We start from the raw sequence: 25,235 nt of genomic DNA on the forward strand, positions 1-25,235 counted from the left end.
GTCAGCCGCGCAACACGGCCCCATGTCGTGCCAATTATCGGAAAGCCCCGCCACGACCGATGTGTGCTATCGCACATTGCGCTGCTGTCGGCGCGCCGGAACCGTCGTGCTGTTCACGGTCCGGTTTGCCGGACTGCGAGCGGGACGACAAACCGGACCGTGAGTGCGCTTTCGAACAGACCGGCGCGCACGCCATCCGCATCATGGTCATCGCCACACCGCACGGAACGAACGCGTCCGTGCGGCACGGCGTGCTGAAGGTTTCACACGAGGACCGCATCATGGAATGGCATTGTTGTGAATTCGAACATCTGAGCGCCGTCGATCTCTATGCAATCCTGCGCGCACGCAACGCCGTGCTGGTCGTCGAGGATGCGCATACCCATCTCGACATCGACGGCAAGGACGCGGGCGCATTGCACGTCTATGCGACCGTGTGCAACGGCGACACGGCGGAAGTCGCGGCCTACGCACGGATCCTGCCCGGCGACGACATCGATCCGGACGTCGTGATCGACAAGGTACTGACGAGCGAAGCGTGCCGCGACGGCGATACGCTCGAGCATCTGCTCGAACGTGCCCTGACCGCCGCGCTGGCCGCGTGGCCGGACGCCGCGCTGCGCATGCACGTCCCCGAGCCGCGCCAGGCGTTCTACAAACGTTTCGGATTCCGCAAGGCATACGGACCGTATCTCGAACAGGGCGCGCCGTTCGTCGGCATGATCCGGCCGGCCGACCGCGCCGCCGGCGCGTTGCGCCAGCTGCTGTCCCGGGCCGTTTCGACCGCCCGGCCCCGAACCGAAGACGCGCGCGCCGACGGCCGCGTACACAACCGGCTGCCCGCCGATACCGGAGCCAACCGATGACCCGCACCCTACGCCCGGTTCCCGAGCCTGACCTGCCACGCATCCTGCCGGTCATCCTCGCCGGCGGTTCCGGCACGCGCCTCTGGCCGCTGTCGCGCGAACAGTATCCGAAGCAGCTGATCGAACTGACGTCGAACGAATCGCCGCTGTCGGCGACCGCACGCCGCCTGAACGGCATCGCGAACGCGGCGCTGGGCGACACGCTGTTGCTGGTATGCGGCGAACAGCATCGCATCATGAGCGCCGCTCAAGTGGTCGACCGTGCGGCGCCCGCGCGCATCCTGCTCGAACCCGCCGCGCGCAATACGGCACCGGCGCTCACGCTCGCCGCGCTCGACGCCAGCGCGCTCGCGGACGATCCCGTGCTCGCCGTGATGCCGGCCGATCACGTGATCGCCGATGTCGGCGCGTTCCAGGACGCGATCGCACGCGCGGCGCGTTACGCGCAGGAAGGCGCGATCGTCACGCTCGGCGTGCTGCCGCGCCGCGCGGAAACGGGCTACGGCTATATCCGGGTGGGCGAGCCGCGGACGAGCCGCCATGGCGGTCAAGGCGGCTATTCGATCGGACGCTTCGTCGAGAAACCCGACGCGGTGCTCGCCGAGCGCTACCTGCAATCGGGCGACTACTGGTGGAACAGCGGGATTTTCGTCACGCGCGCCTCGGTCTGGCTCAACGCGATTCGCGCGCTGGCGCCCGAGATCCACACGGCCTGCGAGTCGGCATGGCGAGCGGGCGTCGCCGAGGATCCGTTCTTCCGGATCGACGCGGCGGCCTTCGACGCCTGCCCGTCCGACTCGATCGACTACGCGGTCATGGAGCGTCTCGCCGACCACAGCGAACTCGGCATCGAGGGCATCGTGGTGCCGCTTTCGGCCGGCTGGTCGGACGTCGGCACGTGGGATGCGATCTGGGAAATCATGCCGAAGGACGATCACGGCAACGTCGCGCGCGGCCCGATCGTGTTCGAGGACACGCAGGACAGCCTCGTGCGCTCCGAGGGTCGTCTCGTCGCGTGCGTCGGGATGAAGGATGTCGTCGTGATCGAAACGCCCGACGCGGTGCTCGTCGCGAACAAGCACGACGTGCAGCGCGTGAAGAACATCGTCGCGCGCCTGAAGAGCGACCGGCGCCCGCAGGCGAGCGAGCACCGCAAGGTGCAGCGTCCGTGGGGGCACTACGATTCGATCGATCTCGGCGAGCGGTTCCAGGTGAAGCGGATCGTCGTCGACCCGGGCAAGCGGCTGTCGTTGCAGATGCACTATCACCGCGCCGAGCACTGGATCGTCGTGCGCGGCACCGCGAAGGTGACGCGCGGCAACGAGACCTTTCTGCTCAGCGAGAACGAGTCGACGTACATCGCCGTCGGCGAAGTCCATCGTCTCGAGAATCCCGGCCGGATTCCGCTGGAAATCATCGAGGTGCAGTCGGGCAACTATCTCGGCGAGGACGACATCGTGCGCTTCGACGATCAGTACGGGCGCCCCGTCGTCGACACGCTGCCGGAACGGCACGCGGTGTCGAACGTGCAAGTGGTGGAGGGAGACGTCGTCCGCTAATCGCGGGCCGCGCCTGCCGGCGCGTGCATCGAGTCGTCAATCGATGCCGCGCCGCGACGGGCGCGCCTGCCTGAGCGCTTCACGCACGCGCGGCAACGCCGAGGGGTCCGCCCCGACCTTGTCGGCCAATGCTTGCTGCACAACCTGCGCCCCGCACGACCCGGCCTGCGCGCCACCCGAGGGGCAGCCTCCGCCCCCGCCTACCTGCACGGGCATGCCGCCGATCGCGGAGAAGCGGTTGTCCGCGATCCGGTACTGCGATACGTTTCCCCACACGCGAATGCCGGCGAACCGTGCGCGCGACACGCGGTTGCCGATCACGGCCACGCGCGTCACCGAGCCCGACCACGTGCTGACGTCGATCGCGGCCTGCTGCGTGAGCGGGCGCGGATCGGTACGCACGGCCGCGGTCTGGATATCCGAAATCTCGTTGTTCTCGACCAGCACGCCGGACGCGCCGTAAGTCCGGAAGCTGTCCTCCTGCGCGACGAGAATGCCCGCGCTCACCTGCACGTTGCGCACGACGTTGTTCTCGATCGTCACGTCGGCACCGCCGACCACCGTGATGCCGCGCCCCCACGCGTTGCCTTCGAGCGAGTTGCCGGTGATCAGCACGTTGCGGCTGAGCACGCCGTCGCCCTGGTAGCTCACCACGGCGATCATGTCGTCGCCGGTGCCGCGCACGAGGTTGCCCTTGACCAGCACGTTACGCGCCCCATGCGTGATGTGGATGCCGTCGGCCAGCGTCGACAGCACCTCGTTGCCGACGATCGCGACGTCCGTTCCGCCGAATACGAAGATGCCGGCACTGGCGCCGCCGTCGATGACGTTGTCGAGCACTTGCACACCGTGCCCCGTGACCTCGACCTTGGTCGACTCCGGCGTCGCGAGACGCGCCGAGCCGGTTCCCATGATCCGAAAACCGACGAGCGTCGTATCGCCGCCGCGCATCTCGATCGTCTGATCATCGGGGGCCGTCGCGATCAACGCCGCGCCGAAACCCGACAGCACGACATGCGGCTGCCGCACGACGAGCGAGCGGCCAACGACATACCGACCCGGCATGAACACCAGGCGCTGTCCCGACTGCAGCCGGTCCAGCGCGCGTTGCAGTTCGTCAGCCTGATCGGTTGCGTCCGGGGCAGGATGAACGTACACGTCGGGTACGCTCGAGCGAATCGTAACCGGTGCGGGTGCGCCGGATGCCGCTTCGGTGAATCCCGGCCACGCCAGCCCGCTCGCCATCATCACGCCGGCGAGACCGATGCATACGCGGGACAGGCATGGCGATCTGCGCATATCGAATCATTTCCATGGAACAACCTGCGCACAAGGCAGGAGAAGGCCGGAACCGCCGCCGGCCATCCGCCCGGCGAACGCATCAGCCGGCCGCATCGCCCGATGCGAACATGCCCCTTCCCCGATGCGACGTGAGCGTCCGCGCAAGCTTCACGAAAGGTGCTTCACACAATCGGTAGCCGGCCCACGACAACGGAATCAGCGGCACGATCGGTACGATCATGTAAAAGCCGAGCGGCCATCCGACGATGTTGAAACGCTGACACAGCCAGTACCCCACAAAGAGCGGAAGACTGTGCAACAAGTAGACCGAGTAACTGATCTTGCCGATCCACGAAAGCAAACGGATACGAAGCTTCAGCACGGTGGCCAGCATCGCGAATGTCGCGACGCCGATCATGTAGGCAAGCGAAATCGGAAGGTGGAACATGTTGTGATGGCGCCAGTCGTCGATGGCCCCCGCCAGCGCGATGCCGACGACCGGTACCGTCACCCAGGCGACCGCCGCCCGGTAAGTCAGCGAGAGTCGAGACAGCGCCCCGCTTCTGGCCAGTCTGACATGCAGCAATTGCGAAGGGTTGTCGTAGGCCTGGCGAAAGCACGCACCCCAGAACATGATGCCAAGATGATAGGGCATGGTCTTGTACTGACTGAGAAGATCGGCCGGGAACAGGTGCAATTTCAGCGTCAGCACGAACAGCCCGCATAACCCGATCGTGGCGAGACACAAATGGAGCATCCGGTGAAGCGCCCCACACCAGAACAAAATCAGGCACACCCCGTAGAAATACAGCTCCGTTTCCAGCGTCCAGCCATGCGGCAGGATCAGGCTTTCCCCAAACGCAACCGGAATCATGGTCACATTTGCCAGCACGCCACGCAGATCCATTGTTTTATCGAATAGATACCAATGAACAAAATACCCGGCGGGAAGCGCCAGCCAATAGGCGGGATACAGTCGAAGGAATCGTCGCACGAGGAACCGCTTCGTGCCCGCGCCGATCTCGCCGTGCAGACTGGTCGGAATCAACATGCCGCTGATCGCGAAGAAAATGACCACCCCGATTCTTCCGAAATTCACGGAGCGCTGCAGGGTGTCCAGCATGTGCTGAGAACCGGCAAGGGGGACGAACCGTTCCGCATAGTGCGTCCATATGACGAGTATCACCGCAATGGCGCGCATCGCGTCGATATGCTGAAAGCGCTCCGAACCCGCTGTTTTTGACATGACTGGAATGGTGAAGACTCAAGGCGCAAGGCGGCTCGTATCCACAATCGACACATCCGCTTCCGGAATGGACGACGCAAACACAAACGCACTGCACATGTTCACAAACAAGCGATTGCCCGCGTTGGCCGGGCGCGCTTCGACAACCTTGCGCAGCCCGCACCGCCGAACGACGACAACACACGCTTGACGAAAACGCTCAGGATTGCCAGGCCCGGTTCATTTTAGGTTCGAATGTTTCGCATCGACCCAATACCACCAGACGAGTGCGAGAAGCGCATAAAAAGCCGTACGGGAGCCGAACATCATCCAGTACTCACCTTGCTGAACGGCGAAGGTTGCATAGGAAAAAACCTTAGCCATCAGCCACAGCATCACGACCCCGCCGCGCATCGCAACCACGATCTGCAGCGCACCGAGCGCGCCATATACCAGGCCCGTCATCGCAACGAAGAGCGCGCCCCCGGCATAGCCGAACCAATACACGGGCACGGCCATGTTCCCCATCGTGAAGGTCACGTCGTCGAACATGTAGGCCCTGAGCACGCTCGGCTCGGTGTACGACTTCATCAGGTCACGCAAGCCGCTCGGTTCGGAATCGTCGAAAAAGGTGGGCATGGTCCAGGAACCGAGCGAGTTCACGAAGCGCCAGAAAGCGTCCGTGCCGCCCAGCCTCGGTGCCGTGAACAGGTGCGCATCGTTGTCGACCACGTACCACGGTTGCCCCTGAAGCAGAAAGCGCGACGAAAGCATGTCGGCAACTTCCAGCCCTTGCCCGCGGTAGGAATACACAATCGAAACGGCACCCAGCAATAGCGCCAATCCCGCACCGATACCCAGATAGCGGACAACCGGCTTGCCGTTCAGCGCGTGAATCGAAATGAACGGGGCCAGCGAGCACAGGCCGATATGCAGCACGGCCATGAACTGTTCGCCGTGCATCACGTTGAGCGCCAGGTCGACGGCCATCGTCAGGATCGCCGCCACGCGGATGCGCTTGTCGGGACTGGTGGCGATCGTGCCCAGCAGAAAACCCATGAAGGACTGATTGTTCAGGAACAGGTTGAACATCGTCCCGTTCGACGAATCGTTCCGCAGCGCATATCGATTGATGCCGGAAAACAGCGAGAACCCCGACGTCAGCCCCGCGATCACGCCGATCGCGATGATCGTGGCCGCAAGCCCGAACCCGATCACAATGCTCGCCGGCTGCAGCGTGATCCGTGCCTTGATCGGCTCGCGCGCCGGGCGTTCGTCCAGAAACCGATCGAAGGCAACCAGCGCACAGATGACGAAAATCAGATAGAACGAAAGGAGCCGGCTGAATGCCCCGGTCGCGTCGCCGATAACGTCGGTTTCCGTCAGGTAGCCGCCGTCCTCCAATCCCACGCCTGCGAGAAATGCGGTCATGCCGATCGCCAGCACGTAAAGCATCGAAACGGCAAACACCGGACGCGACCTGACCAGGGCGACGAGCCCCATCATCGCCAACAGCAACGTGCACAACGCGCTCGATTCCTTCATTCCGAGCGCCGGCATCACCGCGTTGAACAGCAGTGCTAGCATGAACAGCGTCAATCCGATCACGCCGGTTGCGGAGACAAAGCCTCCGTTGCCGCCCAATGCTCCGGTCGTTCTATCCATCGTGCCGCAACCCGAAATTCGTTCCATCCTTCACGCACCCGCACCAGACAGCAGTGAGCTGATCGTCACGGGCGCCTAGAACCATGGCAAACCCCGCCCGGGAACGCAGGATCAACCACGATCCGACGAACGACATTGCTCGTGCCGTAGCCGTGTCGACTCGAGATTGCCTTTCCGCCCCTGCCCGATGAATCATTTGCCTCGCTCCGTGTTGCTCGACATCACGCAACGTTTCTGAGCAGTTCCTTTCTTACTCGCGTCCATGCCCTGAACCACAACGTATCGGACGCGACGTCGCGAGGATCGGCCTGCGCCCGGGGTTCCTTCGCGTGTCGACTCGCGTTCGCGTAATAGCCGTGGCGAAACGGCGAAAGCTCGAAGCCGTTGAACACCAGGCCATCCACGTTCGCGCCGACCTTGTTCAGGTTCTCGACCGCGTCCGCCACATCGGCGTAGCTGACCGAACCTTGACGAGCCACCATCAACGTGATGTCGGCGAACCTCGACAACATGGCGACGTAGGCTGCCGGGCGGGCCGACGGCGCATCCACGACGATCACGTCGTATTCGCCTCGCAGCGACGCGATCAGCGCCTCCAGCTTCTCGGTGCCGTTCAGGTTCCGCACGGGCTTGGCCTGTTTTCCGGCAGGCAGCATGTCGAGGTTTTCCTGAACGCGCGCGATCGCTTTCCTGAGCTCGATCGAGCCTTTCAGTACATCGGACAAACCCTTCTCGTATTTCGCCGACAGGTATCGCTCGATGCTCCCGTGGCCCGCATCGGCACGCACAAGCAAGGTCCTCAAGCCGCTGTCCGCAAACAGACAGGCAAGATTGGCGGAGATCATCGACTTGCCCTGCCCGGGTTCGGGCGACGTCATCAGGACGGTCGTTGCGTTGCCCCGCTCCGCGCTCATCTTGCAACGCAACAGCATGGCCAGATCCGTCATTGCCTCGGCGAACGGCGTATCGGGGTGCTCCCTTACGGCCATGAAAGCCGGCCTGCCATTCGACTCGGCCTCGACCTGTTGCAACGACGACGGGAGTACGCCAAGCATCGGGACACCGGCCATCGCTTCCAGATGCTTCGGATCACGAACGTGCCTGAAAAACAGCGCAAAACCTTGTGCCACGGCGACGCCCAGTATCAGCCCGACCACCGCACCCAGCACGATCACGAGCATGCGCTTCGGTCGAATCGGCTTGTGGCTCGCATCAGCCTTGTCGATGATGGACGCATTGCCGACCGTGCCGGCTTTCGCGATCTGCAACTGCTGCGTATTGTTCAGCAACCCGACGTACAGCTGGTTGTTGACTTCGACGTCTCGCGCCAAACGTAAATAGGTCTGTTGCTGCGACGGCAAATGCGCAACCTTGCTTTTCAATTCGGCCGACTGCTGGTCAAGCGTCTTCAGCTTGTTGGCCACGGCCGTGAGCTGGGGCTGTCCGGCGACATATTTTGACGACAAGTCCTGATACTCGAGCTTGGCCTCGAGCCGCGACTTGTCCACCAGCGCCAATTGGTCGATGAGCAGCCTGACATCGCCTTGCGAATCAATCGATCCTTGCGCGTTGCGAAACGTGTTCAGCGCCTGCTCCGCCTGCTCCAGCCGCGCCTTCACGGCCGGCAGCTGCGTCTCGAGGAACGACAGGCTGCGCTCGGCGTCCTCCGAGCGCCGTCTTGCGTTGACATCCAGATAAGCCGCGGCAATGGCGTTGAGTAGCCGCGCCGCAAACACCGGATCGGGATCTTCCAGACTGAGCTGCATGATGCCCGACTGGCGTTTCGTTTCGGCCCCGGTCAACTTGGTCAGGATCTCGTCGAGTCGCACGGGCGTGGCAACCCGCCGAACACGGAACTCCGTACCGGCGCGCGCCACGATCCGCGACACATCCACGCGATAACCGTTACCTTCGCTCGGCTCGCCGATTACCCCCTTCAATACCTCTTGACCATCGCTGTCCTTCAACAGGAAACGGTTGCCGTCGAGATAATCGAATTCCAGTTTTTTGCCGATCTGTGCGTCCGGAACGTCGAATTTCCTGAATTCGATGCGTTCACCCCCCCACGCCCAGAACGGGGTATTGAACAGTGGAATGACGAGACCATTCGCATCTTTCGACAGGATCGAAGCAAGCAAACCGCTCACGAGCGGAATCCGGTTACTGACCGACACTTCTGCCTGCGCGACGGTTTCGTCGATTGCCTGGGTGACAACCGTGCGCGAGCGGGCGACATCGATTTCGCCGATTACGGCGGAATTCTGAATATCCAGCGCATTCGAAATCTCCGAAAGCGAGCCCAGCGCACTGTGTTTGTTTTCCTGGACTTGTATCAGCGTGTCAACCGAGTAAATCGGTTTCGCTGAAATGGCATACACAAGCGCCAACAGCAAGCACCCCAGAAAAACAAAAGTGAACGCCTTTCTATATTCAAATACATTCTCGAGCAATTCGGTCAGCGTAAACCTGGACGCGTCGCGAGAAATATTTCCCGCTCCGTCTCGATACTCATTAGACGAATGTCTATCCAAAGCCATGCATGAACTCCCAAATTGCCACCTTGACTGGCTTCCCGCGGCAGCGTGCGCGTCGGTCACGCCTGCCCCGCGACGCGTTGCAGGCCTCGCCACCCCGGGTTCCTGCCCACATCCGGTGCCGGGTCGGCAAAAAATACGTCATCGAACCCTTGTCACAGGTACACCAATGATTCTGTATGTCGTGGTCACTATGCGATAAATGCCCGGCACGCTAAGTGCGATGGCTTACATTAATAGAAACTGACGGCTCGAATCACTCGGTTGCCAACCCGTCTCGTGCTATGTTAAGCGAATCGAAGCTCCCTATTTTTAACAATTATTGTCAAAACAAGTGGCCTGCGACCATGGATATCACGGGTATCGAGATGAAAAATCCCAGACACCCGAAGGCATTGAAAGTATTAAATTGATCAAAGTTGTTTTGAAATCCGGGTCATATCTGGCCGGTTCACCATGCTGAATGACGACATGAACATGCACCAGCAATTCGATACGCGCGCACCGAAAAAGAACGACCATGCAGTGCGTCGAATGCGCGCGACGCTCTCCCTGGCGATTTCCACGCTGCTGTCGGCGTGCGCGCTTGCACCGGGCCAGCACATGGCAGGGCCCGCCGTGTTGCCGGTCACGACTGCCGACAACGGCGACGTGACCCGTGACATGAAGGTCCCGGTCAAGCAGATCGACCTGACGCTGATCAACCAGATGCACGCGGAGCAGAAGCACGGCACCGCGTGGCCGATTCCGGGCAATCTGCTCGGTAAGCCGGGCGCCTACAAGCTCGGCCCGGGCGACGTGCTGCAAATCACGGTTTGGGATCATCCCGAGTTCGCCGCCGCGGTCGGCCAGCCGACGCAGAACACGAAATCGTCCGATGCAGCGCCCGGTTTCGTCGTCGACAGCGACGGCAACGTACAGTTTCCGTACGTGACACGACCGATCCGCGCGGCCGGAAAGACGGCGGCGCAGGTCCAGCGGGAGCTTGATGCCGAACTCAGGAAAGTGTTCATCAAACCGCAAGTGACCGTTCGCGTGGCGTCGTTCCGCGCCGAGCAAGTGTATGTCGACGGTGAAGTGCGCACCCCTGGTTCGCAGACGATCAACGACATTCCGATGACACTGGTCGAAGCGGTCAACCGTGCAGGCGGCTTTGCGCCGACCGCGGACCAGAGCCGCGTGACGATCACGCGCAACGGCGAGATCTACCCGGTCAACGTCGCGCAGTTGATGAAGACCGGCAAGAGCCCCGCCACCATCATGCTGCAGCCAGGCGACCTGTTGCATGTGAGTGCCCGCGACGACAATCCCGTCTATGTCATGGGCGAAGTGAACAAGCCGACGGCCGTGCCGCCCCTGCGCGACGGCTCGCTCACGTTGAGCGCGGCGCTTTCTGAGGCTGGCCAGCTCAACCAGCAGACGTCGAACGCCAAGCAGGTTTTCGTGCTGCGCAAGGCCGCCGACAGTGAGCCGGTCATCTATCACCTCGACATGGAGTCGCCTGTCTCGATGCTGCTCGCGAATCAATTCCCGCTCGCGTCGAAGGACATCGTGTACGTCGACAACACCGGGCTGGTCCGCGCGAGCCGCGTGCTGAACCTGCTGCTGCCGGCGATCAGCGCGGGCTTGACCGGCGCGCTCATCACCAAGTAATCGGCCGGTCGGTGCGACGACAACGGCGACGCGTATCCACTCGCGTCGCACAACGGCAGCGGCGTGGAGGGATGGCGAATCCAACGCATCGCGCCACCACTGCCGGCGCGCCGTCAGCGCGTGATTTTCATCACCCCGAACGCGCCGACAGGTTAATCAGTCCGACCCGCTCACGACGAAGCACATAGGCAAGCGCGACAGCGACGGCCGTCTCGGCGATCAACACCGCGATAGCCGCCCCGCGCTCCGCGAACAGCATGGCAAGCGGCGGCAGCAGTGTCACGTTCAACGCGCCGGACGAGATCAGGATGATGCTGAAGGCGCGCTTCATGCCCATCGGCAACATGGTTTGAACGCCGAACAGATCCGTCATGCAGGCCATGAACGGCACCAGCGCCAGGCAATGCAGCACACCGACCGTCGGCGCAAACGAGCTGCCGTACAGGATCTGGACGACGAACGGCGCGCTCAAGTAGATCGTCGCCGACATGGCAAGCACCGCCGCGCCCTGCAGCACGATCAGCTTTCGCAGGAACGCAAACGCATCGTCACGCGCGTGATGCATCAGATACGTGACATGCGGATAGGTCGCGGCTCTCAGCGGTTGCAGCAAACCGACGGCGGCCCGGATCAACTTGTCGCCAGCGGCGAAATAGCCGGCCGCGACGCTACCCGATACGATACTGAGCAGGACGGTATTGGTCGATGCGTAGAACGAGATCGACGTCGATGCGAGAAAGACCTGCGAGCCGCCTTTCAGGGCCGCGGCGATGTCCGCGAACCGCAAGCGGACGCTTTCGACCTCACGACGAAAGAACAGGTAGGCCAGCAACGTTACGCCGCACAGCAATGGCACCGCTGCATTGATGGCCACCGCGTGCAGGAGATCGTCCGGCGTGCGCACCCACAGGAAGAATGCGATGACACTGCACGCACGGTATACGACCACGGTGACGCTGTAGACGCTCAGCTTCTGGATTCCCTGGAAGTACCAGCCCGGCGTCAGCGCGGCACCGACCGCCATCCCGAATCCGATCAGCAGAGCCGTACGCTCCGCGGCGAAATGCGGAATGAGCAGGGTCAGCGCGACAAGTACGACGAAGCCGGCGGCCGTGATCGCCCATTGCGCGCTGACCGTCGCCCAGAAAATCCGCGATCGCTCCATCCTGCCGTCCGCCAGCGCGACCCGCGGCGTCGCCGTCAGGTCGAAGCTGTAATTGGCCAGATTGATGAAATACGTTGTCACCGCCAGCACGAACGACAACCGCCCGTATTGCAGCGGGCCGAGCACGCGCGTCAACAGAGGTAACGTGACGAGCGGCACGACGTACGTCGAGATTTGCAACGCAAACAACAAGGCGAAATTCTTTCGGACAGCGGTCATCGTGCTTTATGGGCTGAGGGTAAACAGTGTGCCGACTGTCAATGTGCCCACGTTCGCGGTCCATCCGTGCCAATGCCGAGTACGGCACACAGCGACGACGCGTAGCATTCGACCGAGTAACGCGACCAGTCGTAGTGACGATTTTCGCGATCGAGATGCGCGCGCAGTTCGGCGAGTGCATGCGCGAAGCCTTCGGGCGTGCTCCGGTAGAGGATCTTGTTACCGATCTCGTCACCAAAGGTCGACAGGCTTCCGATGTCGTGCACGAGCGCCGGCAGGCCGAGCATCGCCGCCTCCACGATCACAAGGGGGGCGTTTTCCACCCAGATCGACGGCAACACGAGCGCATCGTGCATCGGAAGCGCGGCGAACAACGTTGCATGATCGAGGCGCCCGGCAAAGCGCAGCCTCCCCGACTCGACGAGCGTCGCGTGACGGTTTTCCAGGTCGGCTCGCTCGGCCCCGTCGCCGTAGACGGTCAACGACGCAACCGCATCGCCGGCCGATTCGCTCATGAGCGCGAGAAACCGGCCGAGGCCCTTGTCAGCATCCACCCGTCCGACGAACGCCAGATCGAGGCGATCGCCCCGGGCGGGTTTGGGCAGACGGGGAACCAGCGTCGCGTCGATCGGGTTCGGTACGAGTGTAGCGGGAGTTCGACCGCACTGCGCGATGAGATCTCGCATGAACGGGCTCGGGCAGAGGATCTCGTCGAACAAGCCAAGCGGATCGAAAAGCGCATTGACCGCATGCCAATGCAACTTCTTCGCGACATCGTGGAGAATGCCGCGCGGGCTGGCCTTCAGCGCGACGCGCCGGCTGCGATGCAGCAGGTCGATCGACAGCGGTTGCGCGCGCCCGCGGGGATAGACAAGCAGGCTCGGGTTGTAGAACAACAAATGGTAATCGTGCGCGGTCATGAACAGGCCACATCCCGAGTGCCGCTTGTAGCGCGCGAGAACGGGCAGAATCGCGCTCGACAGCCGGTTGTGGTAGTTGTGCACGAGGATTCGTTGCGGGCGAAACCGGTCGAGCAGCGTGACGAGGGCACGCGCGGCGGCTGGTGACCATGCAGATGCACGCCCGCCACCTTCGACCTCGGGTAATGCACGCTCGTCGAAGGTTTCGACGACAACGCCGTCACGGGCCCGCAGCACGTCGACGGACACCCGGTACACTTCCTCCGCACCGCCCTTGCGAGCGAAATCGTTGATCACCAGCACACGCATCACGATCGACCTCGGCGAACGCAATGTCGCAAGTGCGATGCCACGTCATCGCCTGCACGACAGGGCCTGATGGTTGCACGCGCGTTTCGCGAACCGGTGTCATCCCGTGTCGCATGCACCCGATCGGGCGTTGCCCGCTCGCGGTGACGCAGATCCCACTTCCGATGTTGCCGGCACTCTTGCTTCATTGTCATTCCTGAACGGAGTCGCGATGGTGCTTGCGAACAGGCAACCCCATGAAAATTCGACACGGTCAGGATAAGGCGACAGGTGCGGCGGATCTGTTCGTCCGGTTACGTTAGCGGAAGACTTTGGCCAAACCACCGATGTCCCGCTCCCCGGAGCGGGACATCGGCACGGACGTCATGAAGGCGCGTGTTCCGGTTGCGCGGATACCCGGAATTCGGCCGGCGCGTACCAGCCGGCAAGCAGCGCGGCGCATCGGGCGACGACGTACTGCGCAGCGGCGTTGCCGTGCAGCGAATGGTCGAGCGTGTCCTTCAGGTCGACGGATACGTTCGGCAAATGCGCGAACGCACCGGATGCGGGACCGAAATTCCGGACGAGCGCATCGACGCCGGCATCGAACGTGCCGTACATGAGATGGGTCCGGATGCCGCGAGCCGACATGTCACGCATCAATCCTCGCGGTGTCCCGTTACCCGGACGCCAGCCGAGATGCTCGCCGACACGCTTGACGGGAACGCTCATGACGCCCGTGACGAAACGGAACAGGGCACGCAGGACCGGCCGCAGATCGCGCCCTTCGAGTATCAGCCGGCGCAGCTTGTGGCGGCTGCGCAGCGATGCCCAATAGCCACGCATCGAATTGGTCTGGTTGCTGACAGCATTCGCGAGCGTTTCTCCGCGCGGCCAGATGAAAACGGGAAGATTGACCGCGATCACGCCGGCGAATTGCTCACGCGCGGCGGCATGAAGCGACGCGTACGCTCCGGAGCAAATGCCGAACGCCACGATCTCGCGATGCCCCTGCGCCTTCAGCCACCCGGCCGCGGATGCGATATCGTCGATCACCTGATCCGAATACGGAATGCCCGACTGATCGTCACTCGCACGCGAGCCGCTGTCGCCAATGCCACTCGAATCGATACGCAGGCTGCTGATACCCGATGCCGCGAGCGACCGGGCGAGGCGAACCGCAAACCGGCCGTCCGCGACGTGCGGATTGGCCGCCGTATTGGCGATCAACAGGGTCGGTGCGGCGGCGCGTCGGATACTGCCGGCCGGTTCGCACAGTACGCCGACCATGCGCCCCGGTCCCACGGAGACCAGACGTTCGATACTGCCTTCTCCAGCCAGGGACACGGCTGACTCGCTGCCCCGCGTGGAGACGCGAACGGCCGCATCGGAACCGTCGTCGATCCAGTTCGCGACCGTGTCGAGCAAACCGTCGGGCAGCCGCGACCAGACCGGTTCCCGCATGAGGTTGCCCCAGTCCGGGCAGGTCTGCAGGTCGACCGAAACACCGCGCGCCTGGAGCGCGTCCGACAGCGCGGGACCGTCGCCGTACGGCATATCGACGAGCAACGCGCGGGGCGGCAGCGTCCGGAGTTGTCCGACGGACTCGCACAGCTTGATGCCCCGGAGTGCCGCGACGAGATCATCCGGATACGCGTGCCCGAGCACATGGAGAGGCCGCTCCTCCCGGACCGCGTCCCGCACGGCCGGAGGCGCGTTGTCGAGCCAGCGTTGCGCCACGAGCGAAAGCTCGCGCAGGTAGTTGCGACCGCGCACGACGGGGGCAAGTGCGATGAAACTCGCGAGCCCCGGTATGCCGTCAGCGGCAAGCAATGCCAACGCGGCACCGGCGCGCACGCCGATGAGTGTCAGGTGATCCACATCGGCGTTTTCGTGCAGCGTCCGAACGGCATGCCGGATGCTCTCGAGCATGTGATCGAAGCGTTCGGCATCCCGTTCGTCCCCCAGTGAATCGCCGCTGGCCGGATACTGAAAGCGCAGCACCGGGAAGCCTCGGTCGGCAAGATGCTCGGCGATCGAACGCACAAGTTTGTGCAGCCAAAGCGCCTCATGGCCGAGCGGTTCGCAGATGACAACGCCATGTGGTCGGTTACCCTCGTGAAGCCACCCAACGCATCCATCGAACTGGATGGGTGTCATGTTTGGTCCTTATTTTGAGTTTATGGTGGGTCGCATGTCGACGCATGCTTGCCGGTGCCCAGGGGACAAGCGGCCGATCATTGCCCGGACGATCAACGCGCGGCGAACGTACGACACGCGAACCGCCCCCGCGGACTACCCCGATCCGCGGATCCTTCGAGATTGAGACCTGTTCTGAAAATGCGCTTTCTGCATGTCAAAACAGCGTGGCCCTTCGGATCGGATGACCTCGACACACCGGGCAAGCGCCCCCATCTCGAATGCCTGCCGAAAGTAGACCATTCAATACTGACGTAATCCGTACGCTACATTACATTTCCAATACACCCCGCCTTGCTTCGCACCGGGCGAACAGGAACGACGAATGGGTACGGCCCTGCTTCGGCAAGCACGAAAACCGTGAACACGCCTTCGAATCCCGGTTTCGCGGCGTAACGGCAGCGCCGATCGTGCCCCGCCGTGGCAACTCGCGCAGGACCACCAGATTGAACACTGACCGGAGCGGCGTGTATGTGAGGTCCCTCACATAAACCCGCCTCCACACCAACAGATGCCCGCGTTTGTCGTCGAATTGCCAATGCGCTTTCCGGCATCTGCGATCGTGAATATCGCTGACGCCGACGAAAAGGCGGTTGATCGGGTGCCCGTCCATTTCCTTCCCGCCCCTCCCGATTTCACGTCAGGTTCGCCGCCTGCGTTACTGCCCCAGTCTCGGAATCATCGCGATGGAGGGCGCGGCGCTATAGGTCACCGTCATGGCGTCGCCCGGCTTGAGATCGATCATGCCGTTGGTTAATCCGGTCGCATACGCCTGCTGTCCGTTTCGCGATACGTTGATCGACAACACCGTACCACCGGAGACCGACATGCTGACCGCGCTAGGGTAGCCGTTCGCGAATGTCCACGGCGAAGCACTCACCGTCTGGGTAACCGTCCCCAACTGCACGCCGAGGCCGACAAATCCGTTTTGCGCGAGGTTGTCTTCGCTCCACGACGTGTAGGCCCACGAAGCTGACGAGATCAGCGAGTCGATTGCGCGGGGGTAATTGACCGGCTGGGCCATATAGTTTCCCTGCAGTTTGAGCAATGCACCGGCCGTAAGCGTCCCGACCGTGATGAGCCGCGCGAAGCCGTTGCAGCAACCGATATTTTCCCCGGCGTTGCCGCTGATCTCGGTGAACGACGTACACGATCCATCTACATAGATTCCGTCCTTCGAGATACCGGACAACTGGTTCTTCGAAACGATGCACCCACGAGTGCTGTACAGGGTGATTCCGGAAACGGCACTCAGTCCGCCAGTCCCGGTGAACGTGATCAGCGCGCCACTGGCAATTCCGCTGCCCGTGAAATTATTGGACAACGTGACCGTGGGGCCATTTCCGTTACCGGAAACCGACGTCACGTAAGTGCCGACCGGAATGTTCGTTCCCGATACACCCTGCCCCACCGCACAGCCGCGGGCCGACGGATACGGCGTAAACGTCAGCGTGTTGGTTCCCGCCGCCGACGCAGCCGAGGTCGTGATCGCTTGAGACGTCATGCAGACCATCGGGGTAAAGACGATCGACGTACCGCTCGCGACGGCGCCGATCGTGGGCTTGCTGAGTGTGACCGAATTCGCCGTTACACCGGTCACGAACGTCCCAGGCGCGATATTGGTACCGCTGACGCCCTGCCCGATCGACACGCCAGTCGTTTCGTCACCGGGCGATCCGAAGCCGTAGTTGTCGTTATAAGTAACGCCGGTCGTCGCGGCGAACGTCAACGACGTCGCGGCACTCAAGGCGGCAGCGGTCGTCGCGATCGTCGCGCCGAACAAGCCGACGCCAGAAAAAATCACGGTCCCGCCACTCGGCACGGTCGCAGTTTTATTCAGCGTGACCGCAGCCGCCGCTGCCGACAAGACCGTCCCGATCTGCATACTCGTCGACCCGTTGAAATACCAGGCTGTCATGCCGACCGCAACGCCCGGGTTATTGGCAAAGTTCAGCGTCGCTGACGACGATGTTGCACTGACGGTCGTCAACGGGAATCCGTTCTTGTTGTTTGGATCCCATGCATTGCTGATCGAATTCTGGGAAATATTGACATGGATGTTGCTTCCGGCCTGCTGCCACAGCCCGATCGGCGTGCCTGCCGAGTTCTTGATCGTGTTATTGACGATCGTGATGTTCGAATTATTGAATCCGGCCGTCGCTGTCACGGCCAATGCCGCATAGCCGATCGGGCCGTTTGACGAGTTGACGATTGCACCAATGTTGGACTGAACCCCACACGTATCCAGAATGTTATTTGCGACGGTGACATTGTCGTTGCCGTACGACTGGTAAACGCTCGTCAGTTCCGACGCGATATAAATACCGGCCGCCATCGGCTTGTAGATCTGGTTGTCGGTAACCGTAATCTCTTGCGCACCTACAATCGCTATACCGCGTGCATACTTGGTGCCCACGACCCGGTTATTCGAAATCGTAATGCGACGAGGACGGACGCCCTCGTTGAAGTAACCCACCACGGCAAACGCGTCGTCGCCGCCATTGATCACTTCGTTGTTCGTGATGGTGATATCCGCGCTCGCCTTGGTAACGTGTATGCCGTCATGCCAAATATCGAGCAGCGTATTGTCGAACACCTTGCCGTTGACACAGCTGCGCATGAGCGCTCCGCCCCCGGCGGAATTGTTGAACTTGCATCCTGAAATTTCGAACTGGCTGCAATCCTGCAAGTTGATCGATCCGGCGTTCTCGTCCGGATAATAGGCGGTTGCATTCTTTGAAAAAAACTGCAGGTTCTGAATTTTCAAGTTGCTGGCATTGCGCCAGTAGATCACCGAATTCTGGCCTTGCGGCGTCGTGCACTGCAGGATCGAGTTCCACCCCGCCCCGATGATCGAGGCCGTGGCGGTCAGCGTATTGCTGTACAAGTAGGTACCCGGCGGAAAATACAACGGGATTCCGGCATTGAGCGCCACCTGGAGTGCCGCCGTATCGTCCGTCACACCGTCGCCCATCACCCCGAATCGCCGCACACTCGTCGGCAGATCGACCAGCTCCTGGAGAAGCGTTCTGGCGATCAGGCCCGTCGAGCTACCAACGAGATACGTAGCCGGGAATTCTGCTGTCATTTAAGTGCCCCTGCGATCGCAATTCGTTGCGACGCAAAAAAGTGAAAATTGAATGGCGGGATTCTTGATGAATTCTCTGTTTCGCAACCTCATCGACCACCTTCGATAGGCGTGGGCTCACAGTGGGTCGCGCAAACCCGTCTCAGAATAGAGGCGGTTATCTCGAGGAAAAGTGCGCGGAATAACCGAAGCGGACTGACCCATCCGAAAACGCTTGCCACGAATGCAGCAGTCCGACATCGCGCCGGGCGGCGCTTTTTCCATCGAGCGCGTACTTCTTACCCCGCCATCCGATTCCAATCGGGAACGTTGACCGCCTTTTCCTCCCATCGCTCCACCGCGTCGAAAAAAGATCGTACGTATCGGTACAAACACCGATGCTGTAGTCAAACTACATTCGTACGATTGGTCGCTGCAGAGAATCGCTACATCCGATTCGGCAGTGTCGGACGGTCCGCGTCGCCGTCCTCGATGTTCGATCGGGCCCAACCGGCCGTAACGATTCCCCGCCCGGCCTGGCATGCCGACGCGCAACCACCCTGCATCGCCAGCCGAATACGTCCGATGCGAATCCATCGAACGTGCGCAGCTCCAGACATCATTCGAACAACCGGCAATACGATCATGGAGAGCAACATGCGGGACACCCTCTGGCCGGCCGTCGTGCTGGCAGCGACCCTCTGCACCACCGCCTACGCCGGCAACGCCGATTTCAATTCGCAGGGCGACGCGACCGACGCATTCGCGTCAGCCGCCGCGCAGCGGCGCGCCGACCTGCTCGTGCGCAAGATGACGCTCGACGAGAAGCTCCAGTTCATTCATTCGCAATACGAAATGTCCAAGGTGCCGGGCGGCGGTGCCGGCTACATCCAGGGTGTGCCTCGGCTCGGCATTCCCGATCTCAACATGGTGGATTCGGCGACGGGCTCCGGCAGCACCTCGCAGGCCAGCACCACGTTCCCGGCGACGATCGCCGTCGCCGCGAGCTGGGATCGCCGGCTGTCGTACGACTATGGCAAGCAGGTCGCGATCCAGTTGCGCGCGCAAGGATTCGGCATGGGCCTCGCGGGCGGCACCAATCTCGCGCGCGAGCCGCGCGGCGGCCGCCTGTTCGAGTATCTCGGCGAAGATCCGCTGCTTGCCGGCGACCTGCTCGCCGAACGCACGCTCGCCACGCAGCGGCAGAAGGTCATCGCGACGATCAAGCACTACGCCGGCAACGAACAGGAGCACGGCCGGATGGGCGGCAACACGCAGATCGACGAACGCACGCTGCGCGAGCTTTACCTGCTGCCGTTCGAGATCGCCGCGAAGCGCGGCCGCCCCGGCAGCGTGATGTGCAGCTACAACCGCCTGAACGGCACGTATGCGTGCGAAAACCCTCACCTGCTGAACGACGTGCTGAAGAACGAATGGGGCTTCCAGGGCCAGGTGCAGTCCGACTGGGGCGCCGCGCACAGCACCGCGGCCGCGATCAACGCCGGGCTCGACGAGGAAGAAGACGTCGGGCCGACCGTCTACCTCACCCCGGCGGCCGTCAAGCAGGCGATCGCGAACGGCTCGGTGTCGACCGCGCGCCTCGACGACATGGTGCGCCGCAAGCTCGCCGTGATGATCCGCGTCGGCGTGATGGACGATCCGGCCAAGGGCGGCGGCACGATCGATTTCGCGTCCGCGAACCGGTTCGCGCAGGCAGCCGCCGAGCAGTCGATCGTGCTGCTGAAGAACGACGGCAACCAGTTGCCGCTGGCCGCGGCGGCGCTGTCGCGTATCGCCGTGATCGGCGGCCACGCGGATGCGGCCGTGCTGTCCGGCGGCGGCTCCGGCAACACGCGCGATCCGGTTTCGGGTTCGTTCGCGGGCTGCGGCGGCCTGACGTTCGGGTCGTCGACGGGCTGCAGCTGGTGGCGCAATCCGTGGCTGAAGGTCGACGTGCCGATCGTCGCGGCCATTCGCGCGCTCGCGCCGGCCGCGCAGGTCACGTACGCGGGCAACAGCGATCAGCAGTCGCCGTTCCGCGCGTACACGCAGCAGGAGATCGACCAGGCCGCGGCGCTCGCGGGCCGCTCGGACGTCGCGATCGTCGTGGTCGCGCAACCGGCCGGCGAGGATTTCGGCGACCTACAGAGCCTGAGCCTCGCGAATCCGTCGAACCAGGATGCGCTCGTCGAAGCCGTCGCGCGTGCGAATCCGCACACGATCGTCGTCGTCCAGAGCGGCAATCCGGTGCTGATGCCTTGGAAGGACAACGTATCGGCGATCGTCGAGGCGTGGTATCCGGGCGAAGCCGGCGGCAAGGCGATCGCGAACGTGCTGTTCGGCGCGGTGAATCCGTCCGGCAAGCTGCCCGTCACGTTCCCGGCGCGCGATCAGGACTCGCCGACCTGGGGGCAAAACGGCGCGTTCGACAACGATCCCGTCTACGCGGAAAAGCTGAACATGGGCTATCGCTGGTACGACGCGCGCAACATCAAGCCGATGTTCGAGTTCGGCTACGGGCTGTCCTATACGCACTTCGCGTACTCGGGACTGTCGGTGTCGAGACAATGGGACGGCTCGCTGAGCGTCGCATTCACGGTGCGCAACGACGGGCGTGTCGCCGGCGCGGAAACGCCGCAGGTCTATCTCGGCGTGCCGTACAAGGACGAGCCGCCGAAACGGCTGGTCGGCTGGGAGAAGATCCGGCTGAATCCGGGCGAAGCGCGGCGCGTGCGCGTGACCGTGTCGCCGCGGATGCAAAGCGTGTGGGACACGTCGCGTAACGGCTGGCGGGTCGTCTCGGGCGGGACGGTGTATGTCGGTGCGTCGTCGCGCGATATCCGGCTTCAAGGCAACTGATCGCCGGTGAACCCGCGGGGAGCCGCGTGCCCGGCTCCCCGTCTTTGCCGATCGTTCGAGCGGCGTTACCGGAGCAGCAGCGCCAGCACCGCCGCGAGCGCGGCCATCGCGACGATCGCCGCGGCCACGCCGGCCAGATGCGCGGCAACCACCAGGCCGGCCGGCAATCGCGACCCGATGCCGGCCATCACGCACCACCCGCTTCCAGCGTATCGAGCAACGGCCGCGCCAGGTGCAGGACCTGATACACCGTACCCGCGCCACCCTCGTCCGGTTCGTGCTCCGTGACGACGGCCCGCGTCAGTCGCCAGCGCAGCGGGTCGAGACTGACGACAGCGGCCACCACGCCCTGCCGTGCCGCCGTTTCGCGATTGCGCGCGATCTCTCCTGCAAGCGTCGCGTCGAGGTCGGCATCCGGCGGAATATCGAGGGTTTCCAGACGCGCGAAGCGTCCCATCGACGCACGGCCCTTGCGCGCCTCGAGCACGACCTGGGTTTCGATCGGCGCGCGCCCGAAGCTGTCCGTCACGACCCGATAGCGGCCGGCCGTCACGAACCGCGCGAACGCCTGTTCGTGACGCCACAGATAAAAAGACGCATAGCCGTTTTCCGTCGCGCCGTAACGGCCGGCCTCGCGCAGCAGGAACCCCTTGAACAGCAGATCCGGCGTGTCGTCCCAGAGCGCGCCGCGTTCGCGCACGCGGTTGCGGATGATGTCGAGGTCGTAGTCCGCCGGCAGGCGGTGCACGTAGTACGCGGTCAGCATGGTCGACTCCTGGCGAAAGCAACGGGTGACATTCAGGAAAACGTGCGAACAGCGTAGAAGACCTTGAATCATTTGAAAAGACGATGGCATCATATTTCAATGATTCGATTCTTAAATGGATGAGTGCGCGATGAAAACGCTCGACATCGAAGCCGTGCAAGCGTTCGTGCTGACCGCCGACCTCAAGAGCTTCACGCGAGCCGCGGAAGCGATGGACACGACGCAATCGGCCGTGAGCCTGAAGATCAAGCGGCTCGAAGAGGGGCTCGGCCGCCGCCTGCTGGAGCGCACGCCGCGGCAGGTCCGCCTGTCGGCCGACGGCACCGCGTTCCTCGAGCCGGCGCGCGAGCTGGTGGCCGCGCACCACGGCGCAATCGGCGCGTTCGGCACGGGCCAGCGGCGGCTGGTGATCGGCGTCAGCCACCATGTCGTCGGCGCCGATCTGCCGATGCTGCTGCGACGCATGAGCGAAGCGGAGCCGACACTCGTGCTGGAGATCCGCGTCGCGGCGTCGCGCGACGTGCTCGATGCATTCGACCGCGGCCAGCTCGACGCGGCCGTCGCGCTGCAGCACGACAGCCGGCGGCTCGACGGCGAGACCATCCTGTCGGAGTCGTTCGGCTGGATGGCCGCAGCCGATTTCGAGTACCATCCGCCGCAACCGCTGCGGCTGGCCACGCAGGCCGAACCTTGCAGCGTGCGGCGCATGGCCGTTGGCGCGCTGGACGAGGCCGGTGTTCCGTGGACCGAGGTGTTCGTCGGCGGCGGTATCGCGACGATCGGCGCGGCGGTATCCGCGGGGCTGGCCGTCGCGGCGCTCGGGCATCGCGTGGCGCCCGCCGGCACGGTCGACGTCGGAACGCGATACGGGCTGCCGCCGTTGCCGGCGCGCGACGTGGTGCTCCATTCCAGCCTGACCGACGCGCGCGCCCGGCAGGCACTGCGCACGCTCGGCGCGGCGCTGCGGTCGTCGATCGGGGTACGTTGACGTCGCACGCACGGGTGCGTTCCGAACCTCTCACGGGGAAAACCATGCGCCCGCTGCGCGACCGGTTCAACGAGCGCGGGGCCGCCCTTCAGCTATCCACGCGATCGACCTCGGGAGCCCATGGTCGTTCGACGGGCGGCATGCTCGCGCACGGTGGCCATCTTCGTCTGCGTCTTCGTATCCGGCACATCGCCCGAGCCGGGTTTCGACCGCATCGAAATGCTTCGATGCGCACCACGGTAAAATTCCCGTTTCGTCCCGTCCGCGCGTGCAGGTGCCATCCACGTGCGGGCCGATATCCCAGCATCGCCAGGCCATCATCACCTTGACTTCCTTACCCGTTGCTCGCGGCGCATGAGTTACACGCTCGCCACCACCTATATCCGCGAACTCGAGATCCGCAAGAGCCGCTTCATCGGGCTCGCGATCCCGGTCGACGACCGCGATGCCGCGATGCAGGCGCTGCAACGCCTGCGCGACGCGCATCCGACGGCCACCCATGTGTGCTGGGCGCTGCTGGCCGGCGGCCAGTCGGGCATGTCGGACGACGGCGAGCCGTCGGGCACGGCCGGCCGGCCCATTCTCGAAGTGCTGCGCCATCACGATCTCGACGGCGTGCTCGGCGCGGTCGTGCGTTACTACGGCGGGGTGAAGCTCGGCGCGGGCGGACTGGTGCGCGCCTATACGGATGCGATCGCCTCGGCGCTGCTCGATGCCGAGCGCATCGAGCGCATTCGCCAGACGCGGCTCGCGATCGAGATCGGCTACCCGGAGGAGGCGCGCGTGCGCCGCTGGATCGAACAGGCCGGATACGAACTGGTGGACAGCACGTACGGCATGACGGTGAAACTGGTGATCAAGCTGCCGGAAACCGCCGAGGCCGATGCGAGGGCCGAATTGTTCGACCTGACCCAGGGGCGCTCGGGGTTTCCGGACCTGTGACGCGCGGGCAAGGCACCTGCCTTCCCCGCTTTGCCTGACGCTGCCAGGCGCATTCCGGCGTCAGTAAGTATCCGGCACGATCATGTCGTCCGGCGTCGGCCGGCGGATGTAGTCCTCGTGATGCTCGCGCGGCGGCAGGTCGATCGACGGGTGCGGCACCTCGTGATACGGCACCTGGCCCAGCAGATGGTGGATGCAGTTCAGCCGCGCGCGCTTCTTGTCGACGGCCTGCACGACCCACCACGGCGCCTCGGGAATATGCGTGCGCTGCAGCATCTCCTCCTTCGCGGCCGTATAAGCCTCCCAGCGGCGCCGGCTTTCGAGGTCCATCGGGCTCAGCTTCCACTGCTTCAGCGGATCCTGGATCCGCGCCTGGAAACGCACTTCCTGCTCGTGATCGGTGATCGAGAACCAGTACTTGACGATCTGAATGCCGCTGCGCACGAGCATCTTCTCGAACTCGGGTACCGACCGGAAGAACTCCTCGTACTCGTCGTCGGTACAGAAATTCATCACGCGCTCGACGCCCGCGCGGTTGTACCAGCTGCGGTCGAACAGCACGATCTCGCCGCCGGCCGGCAGATGCGCGACGTAGCGCTGGAAGTACCATTGCGTGCGCTCGCGGTTGTTCGGCGCGGGCAGCGCGGCGACACGGCACACGCGCGGATTCAGGCGCTGCGTGATCCGCTTGATCACGCCACCCTTGCCGGCCGCGTCGCGCCCTTCGAAAATGACGACGAGCCGGTGCCCGGTGCTCACGACCCAGTCCTGCAGTTTCACGAGTTCGCCCTGCAGCCGGAACAGCTCGCGGAAATACTGCTTGCGTGCCTCGCGACGCGCCTGCGAAAACAGCAAGTCGTCGCCGTCGTCGAAGCGACGGTCGTCGAGCTCCATTTCGAGTTCTTCGTCGTATGCGTCGACGAGATCTTCCTCGAAGCGGCGCTGACGCGCTTCCATCGAGCTCGAATCGGCAAGGTTGTCGGTCTCGGTGCGGGTATCTTTGTCGCCCATGGGGCCTCCTTCCATCATTGACGCGGCC

General features: G+C 63.4%; 17 protein-coding genes. 6 read left to right on the forward strand and 11 right to left on the reverse strand.

The features are described from left to right. Positions 1 to 203 precede the first annotated feature (203 nt). Both G3N62_RS04545 and G3N62_RS04550 read left to right on the forward strand, forming a co-directional pair. Positions 204 to 866, forward strand: a complete 663-nt coding sequence (locus G3N62_RS04545; RefSeq protein ID WP_080288009.1) for a drug:proton antiporter — start codon at positions 204 to 206, stop codon at positions 864 to 866. Beyond that, positions 863 to 2,425, forward strand: a complete 1,563-nt coding sequence (locus tag G3N62_RS04550; protein ID WP_124669385.1) for a mannose-1-phosphate guanylyltransferase/mannose-6-phosphate isomerase — start codon at positions 863 to 865, stop codon at positions 2,423 to 2,425. Before G3N62_RS04545 ends, G3N62_RS04550 begins: the two co-directional genes overlap by 4 nt. A 36-nt stretch (positions 2,426 to 2,461) precedes the next feature. On the opposite strand, the gene G3N62_RS04555 is transcribed toward G3N62_RS04550, so the two are convergent. The 4 genes from G3N62_RS04555 to G3N62_RS04570 all read right to left on the reverse strand — a co-directional run bounded on the left by G3N62_RS04555 (position 2,462) and on the right by G3N62_RS04570 (position 9,133). Continuing rightward, positions 2,462 to 3,724, reverse strand: a complete 1,263-nt coding sequence (locus tag G3N62_RS04555; protein ID WP_124669386.1) for a right-handed parallel beta-helix repeat-containing protein — start codon at positions 3,722 to 3,724, stop codon at positions 2,462 to 2,464. An 82-nt stretch (positions 3,725 to 3,806) separates the two neighbouring features. Further along, entirely contained in the window at positions 3,807 to 4,952 is a 1,146-nt protein-coding gene (locus G3N62_RS04560; protein ID WP_124669387.1) for an acyltransferase, read from the reverse strand. 219 nt (positions 4,953 to 5,171) lie between these two features. Continuing rightward, positions 5,172 to 6,596: a DUF6418 domain-containing protein gene (locus G3N62_RS04565; protein ID WP_124608455.1), complete on the reverse strand. Its 1,425-nt coding sequence runs from the start codon at positions 6,594 to 6,596 to the stop codon at positions 5,172 to 5,174. Positions 6,597 to 6,817: 221 nt separating this feature from the next. Next, on the reverse strand, positions 6,818 to 9,133 hold the full coding sequence (locus G3N62_RS04570; RefSeq protein WP_124669388.1) for a GNVR domain-containing protein: 2,316 nt from the start codon (positions 9,131 to 9,133) through the stop codon (positions 6,818 to 6,820). 468 nt (positions 9,134 to 9,601) lie between these two features. Here G3N62_RS04570 and G3N62_RS04575 point away from each other — a divergent pair, with 468 nt between their 5' ends. Next, positions 9,602 to 10,783: a polysaccharide biosynthesis/export family protein gene (locus G3N62_RS04575; RefSeq protein ID WP_124608456.1), complete on the forward strand. Its 1,182-nt coding sequence runs from the start codon at positions 9,602 to 9,604 to the stop codon at positions 10,781 to 10,783. A 130-nt stretch (positions 10,784 to 10,913) separates the two neighbouring features. Here the strand turns inward: G3N62_RS04575 and G3N62_RS04580 are convergent, their stop codons facing one another. From G3N62_RS04580 to G3N62_RS04595, 4 genes are all read right to left on the reverse strand, one after another. Beyond that, positions 10,914 to 12,167, reverse strand: coding sequence for an oligosaccharide flippase family protein (locus G3N62_RS04580; RefSeq protein ID WP_124608413.1), 1,254 nt, complete (start codon positions 12,165 to 12,167; stop codon positions 10,914 to 10,916). 38 nt (positions 12,168 to 12,205) lie between these two features. Next, complete coding sequence (locus tag G3N62_RS04585; RefSeq protein ID WP_124608457.1) at positions 12,206 to 13,396, reverse strand: glycosyltransferase; 1,191 nt, start codon at positions 13,394 to 13,396, stop codon at positions 12,206 to 12,208. A gap of 363 nt (positions 13,397 to 13,759) precedes the next feature. After that, entirely contained in the window at positions 13,760 to 15,535 is a 1,776-nt protein-coding gene (locus G3N62_RS04590; protein WP_124608414.1) for an alpha/beta hydrolase, read from the reverse strand. A gap of 697 nt (positions 15,536 to 16,232) precedes the next feature. Next, positions 16,233 to 18,662, reverse strand: a complete 2,430-nt coding sequence (locus G3N62_RS04595) for a right-handed parallel beta-helix repeat-containing protein (protein WP_124669389.1) — start codon at positions 18,660 to 18,662, stop codon at positions 16,233 to 16,235. Between the two features lie 636 nt (positions 18,663 to 19,298). Between G3N62_RS04595 and G3N62_RS04600 the strand changes: the two genes are divergently transcribed. After that, positions 19,299 to 21,500: a glycoside hydrolase family 3 C-terminal domain-containing protein gene (locus G3N62_RS04600; protein WP_124669390.1), complete on the forward strand. Its 2,202-nt coding sequence runs from the start codon at positions 19,299 to 19,301 to the stop codon at positions 21,498 to 21,500. 65 nt (positions 21,501 to 21,565) lie between these two features. Here G3N62_RS04600 and G3N62_RS36240 read toward each other — a convergent pair whose 3' ends face one another. Then, positions 21,566 to 21,688 (reverse strand): hypothetical protein, encoded by a 123-nt coding sequence (locus tag G3N62_RS36240; RefSeq protein WP_264172321.1) that lies wholly within the window; start codon positions 21,686 to 21,688, stop codon positions 21,566 to 21,568. Further along, entirely contained in the window at positions 21,688 to 22,266 is a 579-nt protein-coding gene (locus tag G3N62_RS04605; RefSeq protein WP_226252102.1) for a DUF4865 family protein, read from the reverse strand. The genes G3N62_RS36240 and G3N62_RS04605 overlap by 1 nt, the downstream gene beginning before the upstream one ends. 130 nt (positions 22,267 to 22,396) lie before the next feature. Here G3N62_RS04605 and G3N62_RS04610 point away from each other — a divergent pair, with 130 nt between their 5' ends. Both G3N62_RS04610 and G3N62_RS04615 read left to right on the forward strand, forming a co-directional pair. Continuing rightward, complete coding sequence (locus G3N62_RS04610; protein WP_059556698.1) at positions 22,397 to 23,254, forward strand: LysR family transcriptional regulator; 858 nt, start codon at positions 22,397 to 22,399, stop codon at positions 23,252 to 23,254. Between the two features lie 354 nt (positions 23,255 to 23,608). Further along, positions 23,609 to 24,196: a YigZ family protein gene (locus G3N62_RS04615; protein WP_034191569.1), complete on the forward strand. Its 588-nt coding sequence runs from the start codon at positions 23,609 to 23,611 to the stop codon at positions 24,194 to 24,196. A gap of 60 nt (positions 24,197 to 24,256) precedes the next feature. Here the strand turns inward: G3N62_RS04615 and ppk2 are convergent, their stop codons facing one another. Then, on the reverse strand, positions 24,257 to 25,207 hold the full coding sequence (gene ppk2, locus G3N62_RS04620) for a polyphosphate kinase 2 (protein WP_034191570.1): 951 nt from the start codon (positions 25,205 to 25,207) through the stop codon (positions 24,257 to 24,259). Positions 25,208 to 25,235 lie beyond the last annotated feature (28 nt).

The organism is Burkholderia sp. Tr-20355, assembly GCF_017104685.1.
Taxonomy (GTDB): domain Bacteria; phylum Pseudomonadota; class Gammaproteobacteria; order Burkholderiales; family Burkholderiaceae; genus Burkholderia; species Burkholderia seminalis.